This window comes from Luteibacter sp. (assembly GCF_051958795.1).
In the GTDB taxonomy this organism is placed as follows: domain Bacteria; phylum Pseudomonadota; class Gammaproteobacteria; order Xanthomonadales; family Rhodanobacteraceae; genus Luteibacter.
In genome coordinates this window covers 1-4749 of sequence record NZ_JBQCFT010000073.1, presented here as the reverse complement: position 1 = coordinate 4749, position 4749 = coordinate 1, and the positions used below count along the sequence as shown (strand labels likewise).

4 protein-coding genes are annotated in these 4749 nt (G+C 61.0%); 3 read left to right on the top strand and 1 reads right to left on the bottom strand.

What is annotated here, in order from left to right:
• Positions 1-868: rod shape-determining protein (locus ACTHLF_RS04045; protein WP_440325092.1), on the bottom strand; the 868-nt coding region annotated here is incomplete at its 3' end.
• Between the two features lie 371 nt (positions 869-1239).
• Here ACTHLF_RS04045 and ACTHLF_RS04040 point away from each other — a divergent pair.
• The 3 genes from ACTHLF_RS04040 (at position 1240) to ACTHLF_RS04030 (ending at position 4680) form a co-directional block, all read left to right on the top strand.
• Positions 1240-2175: a carbohydrate kinase family protein gene (locus tag ACTHLF_RS04040; RefSeq protein WP_440325090.1), complete on the top strand. Its 936-nt coding sequence runs from the start codon at positions 1240-1242 to the stop codon at positions 2173-2175.
• A gap of 473 nt (positions 2176-2648) precedes the next feature.
• Positions 2649-3290: a hypothetical protein gene (locus tag ACTHLF_RS04035; RefSeq protein WP_440325088.1), complete on the top strand. Its 642-nt coding sequence runs from the start codon at positions 2649-2651 to the stop codon at positions 3288-3290.
• 667 nt (positions 3291-3957) lie between these two features.
• Positions 3958-4680, top strand: coding sequence for a hypothetical protein (locus ACTHLF_RS04030; protein ID WP_440325086.1), 723 nt, complete (start codon positions 3958-3960; stop codon positions 4678-4680).
• The last annotated feature ends 69 nt before the right edge of the window (positions 4681-4749 follow it).

Sequence of the window (4749 nt, the reverse complement as noted above, 5' to 3'; positions counted from 1 at the left end):
GCTCGGCGACGTCGGAGCAGAGCTCCGGCGGAGTCTGTTCCAGCGCGGCCTTGACGGCCGCCACGATGCCGGAAAGCGGCTCGTGGAGGGCTTCGAGCACCTCGTTGGAGTTGATCGTGAACATGCGCGGCACGCCCTCGGCGAGGTTACGGCCGGAGATCTCGATCTCGCGGACTTCGCTCTGCGGGAAGGCGCAGCCGATTTCCAGCTTGATCCGCTCGGCGGTGGATTCGCCGATGAGGGTGCCGTGGTTGCGGCGCACGTAGTTGATGATGGCCTCGTCGAAGCGATCGCCGCCCACGCGGACCGACTGCGAGTAGACGATGCCGTTGAGCGAGATGACGGCCACCTCGGAGGTGCCGCCGCCGATATCGAGGACCATGGAGCCACGGGCCTCGTGCACTGGGATGCCGGCGCCGATCGCAGCGGCCATCGGCTCTTCGATCAGGAAGACGTCACGGGCACCGGCGCCTTCGGCCGATTCCTTGATGGCGCGGCGCTCGACCTGCGTGGAGCCGCAGGGCACGCAGACCAGCACGCGCGGGCTCGGACGCAGCATGCGCGAGCGGTGCACCTGCTTGATGAAGTGCTGGAGCATCGCCTCGGTCATGGTGAAGTCGGCGATGACGCCGTCCTTCATGGGGCGCACCGTGGCGATATTGCCCGGGGTACGGCCGAGCATGCGCTTGGCATCGCCACCCACCGCGGCAACCGCGCGCGGGCCGCCCGGACCACGGTCCTGGCGGATGGCGACGACCGACGGCTCGTTCAGGACGATGCCCTGCCCACGCACATAAATGAGCGTATTGGCCGTGCCGAGATCGATGGAGATGTCGTTCGAAAAGAGACCGCGGAACTTCTTAAACATGATGCGGCAGGCGCCCGATAGCCGGAAAAAGTAAGCACGGGAGTCTAGATTGCGACCCCTTGGGGCGCAAGGGCGGAGAAGTTAAGAAAGCCTTGTAAGTCTGAATGATAAGAGCGGATGCTGTACCGATCCCGTAAATCTGTACGCAAATGGGGAGTCGCGCCGGGAGGGGGTTTTTGGGTACTATCCGCCGGGTTGCCGGGACTCGTTCCGGACGGAAATAATCGGCGGCCATGACCGCCCTCGTAGGAGCCCACCCTGTGGGCGACGCCGTTCGCGAAAACGCCGCAGGCCCTGTGGCGCACGTCGCGAAAGATGTCGCCCACAAGGTGGGCTCCTACAACAACATATTCTTCAGGGTTGCTTACACGATGACTGCCGTAATCTGCGGATCGCTTGCCTATGACACCATCATGGTGTTCCAGGACCAGTTCAAGAACCACATCATTCCCGATCAGGTGCATATCCTGAACGTGTCGTTCCTGGTTCCGGCGATGCGCCGCGAGTTCGGCGGCTGCGCCGGCAACATCGCTTACAACCTGAAGCTGCTCGGCGGCGAGCCGATGCCGGTCGCTACCGTCGGCCAGGATTTCGCACCGTACCGCGCGCACATGGAAAAGCACGGCATCCGCCTCGATGGCGTGCGCCAGTACGACGACATGTTCACCCCGCAGTGCTTCATCACGACCGACCTGGATAACAACCAGATCACGGCGTTCCACCCGGGTGCCATGTCGAACGCGCACGACAACCACGTGCGTGATATCCCGGATTACCAGTTCGGTATCGTTGCGCCGGATGGCCGCGAAGCCATGCTGCAGCACGTGGATGAGTTCGCTGCGCGCGGCGTGCCTTTCATCTTCGATCCGGGCCAGGCCATGCCGCTGTTCAATGGCGATGAGTTCCGCGCCATGATCGAGAAGGCCACCTACGTCATCGTCAACGACTACGAGTCGCAGCTGCTGCAGCAGCGCACCGGTTGGGACGCGGCGACCATCGCTTCGAAGGTGAAGGCGTACATCGTCACCGTCGGTCCGCGCGGTTCGATCATCCACGCAGGCGGTGAAACCATCACCATCCCGCCGGCGCGCGAGCGCCAGGTCGTCGACCCGACCGGCTGCGGCGATGCGTATCGCGCAGGCCTGATCTTCGGCATCATGAAGGGCTACGACTGGCCGACCATCGGCCGCATGGCATCGCTGATGGGCGCGCTGAAGGTCGAACACCCGGGCACGCAGAACCAGTACTTCACGTACGAGCAGTTCGCCACGGAGTTCAAGGACCAGTTCGGTTACGAGCTGGCCTAAATGAATTCAACGACCAGTTCGCATACGAACTGGCGTGATAACCCCTCGTCAGAGAAGGCAGCGCAGTGATGCGCTGCCTTTTTTGCACGCTGCGGTGCCAGCCCAGGGGCGGCGTGGATACGAAATGTAGCCATGACCCAGCATCAAGCACACTTGCGCGTCGCTTTCTGTCAGGGAATCCCTACATCCAGCCACCTCCCATCGAACACGTGATAGATGTCGCCCCATGGCGGATACAACCCGCCGCAAGCGCCAACTGGCGCAGGTCTTCGCGCCGGACCGCAAGCCAATCTGCTTATACACGGCGTGGCTGCGTTCCTAGGTAGCGGAGATGGCTCCGGGGGCGAGAGCATGGTGCACTCGCAGAGCGAGCAATCTCATATTCATCTGGCTGTCGCCGCATAAGCCGCGGGGTAGCGTGTCTACGGCACGCTACACTCCCGCTATGCGATCGAGCATTCAAGGAATTCCGTATGAAGCAACGATGCTTACTTCATCTTAGCGCATTGCTGAGCCTACTCGGGCTTGGTGCATTTCCTGCAATATCACAGGCTGAAGGCGTCCCAGGAGGCTACGCAGGCGTGTGGCGCAGCCTGTGTCCGCTAATTGCAAATGCGCACGGCTTCGTAGATTCCGTGGCATGGCGGTCGATGTTTCATCTCCCTTCCGAGAAGGCGCCGATCGCTATCGATCACTGGACATCGATGGAAGCATTCTCGTCGGCTGACGGCCTGAGCTGGGGGACTCGACTGACGACGTCACGGTATGAGGCAGGCAAGACATCGGCATGGATTGAAGATCCGCGCGTCACCATGGTGACAGGCTACCGGTCCGAGCTGAGCGTCACTGGCCCGGATCCGGAGGGTCAACTGTCTCTTGAGAGTGTTGAAAAAACTATGAGCAAGCTGGGCTTTCGGAGAATCGGAAGCATCGATCCGTATGGGCGAAGCGGGGAGTACATTTTTGTTCGTACTGCCGATACGAACGAACGCCTGAATATACGTTTCGAGAAGGGTCCCGAGACCATCGCCTATGTAGCCGGCATCAGTCTGACAGGCTATCAGCGAGATAATCATTGGACTCTCCCGCGCATCGAAGGTGCCTGCAAGTTATAGAAACGCGCAAATGTGGCCTTCTTTTGCGTTATTACTGCGGCCTCCAGAGCTTGACCATCTAGGCCGGTAGGCATCGCGCTCCTGAGCAGGTTCGCCGGCTTGCGCACTACCTAAAAGATCGTTCTGGGCGGCGCTCGACCCTGCGCATTTCAGTACAACAGCGTCACCCGTTCTTTTAATTTCGCGAATTGATCCCGTCGTTGCCGCGGCTACCCTCTATGGGACACAGAATTGCTCGAAGCCTCGGCCTTCGTTATCTCCCGCACAATCGTGCCGGCGGCTGGCTTGTACGCCGTGACCGCATATGCCGCAGTTGCGTGGCATAACAGCCACGAGCATAGCCTGGTCACGGCGCGCGCTGGGGTGCCGGAAGCTTCAACAGGCAGCCTAATGGGTGATCCCTATACGCTTGAGGAACTTAACGAAGCCATTTGGATGTCCAAATATAACTTTCATCCCGTGTTTCTTGCCGGCAACGGAGAGGGGTTATGCATGCAACGCTTCTTCGGCAAGTTGGACTCTAATTGTCGGCAAACGAATAAGAACGCGACCGCACCGCAGCCGCGGCGAGTCAGTGGCTCGCAGGTTCTTGCGGCTCTAGGTCAGCCGCCCGTCCGGGCGCTAAACTTCCCCGGGGAATGGACCACCACACCAGGGGAAAATGCATATGTACCGTTTGCCGCTTGTTCTCGGCCTGCTCTTTGTCGTGCCCGCTATCCACGCCGAGAGTGTCGATGCACCTCACCTCGTGGCGGGTGATGCGTGGACGTATCGCGTCACTACCGAGAAGGGCCAGCAGTTCGAGCGACACGACGTCGACAGCAAGGTGGAGCGGGTCAGCGATACCGCCATGTACATCGACATGTCGCCTACCGGGGCGACCACGCCGCCGACTGAAGAGCTCGTCGGAACGGACTGGAGCCATTCGCATGAGACGGGTGGCAAGCCGGTGGTGATCGAAAAGCCCTTTACGTTCCCGCTGAAGGAAGGCAAGTCGTGGGACGTGACGTACTCCGCGAACAACCCGAATCCGATGTACTCGACCGAAACCTGGACGGCGCACTACGTGGTCGTTGGTTGGGAAGACATCGAGGTGCCCGCGGGCAAGTTCCACGCGCTGAAAGTGGAAGCCGAAGGGACGTGGAGTGGCATGACGACCGGCATGAGTTCGTCGAGCAACCGCTCGGTCGGCACGGCGGGAAATGGCGCGACGAGCACGCTTAGCGTGGCGCAGCCGCCGCACCAGGCATCTGGCCGGATCTACCGCGCGTACTGGTACGTGCCGTCGGCGAAGCGCGCGGTGAAGTCGGTGATCGAAGAATATTCGTCGAAGGGCGTGCGTAGTTATCGCCAGACGACCGAGATGGAAACGGTGAAGGTTTCGGCCTGACGCTGACCAACTTGTGGGACCAACTTGTGGGAGCGCGCTTGCGCGCGATGGGGGCTCTCGCACTACCCA

Coding starts and splice junctions, on each gene's coding strand:
- ACTHLF_RS04030 (WP_440325086.1), top strand. CDS start 3,958: ATGTACCGTTTGCCGCTTGTTCTCGGCCTGCTCTTTGTCGTGCCCGCT.
- ACTHLF_RS04035 (WP_440325088.1), top strand. CDS start 2,649: ATGAAGCAACGATGCTTACTTCATCTTAGCGCATTGCTGAGCCTACTC.
- ACTHLF_RS04040 (WP_440325090.1), top strand. CDS start 1,240: ATGACTGCCGTAATCTGCGGATCGCTTGCCTATGACACCATCATGGTG.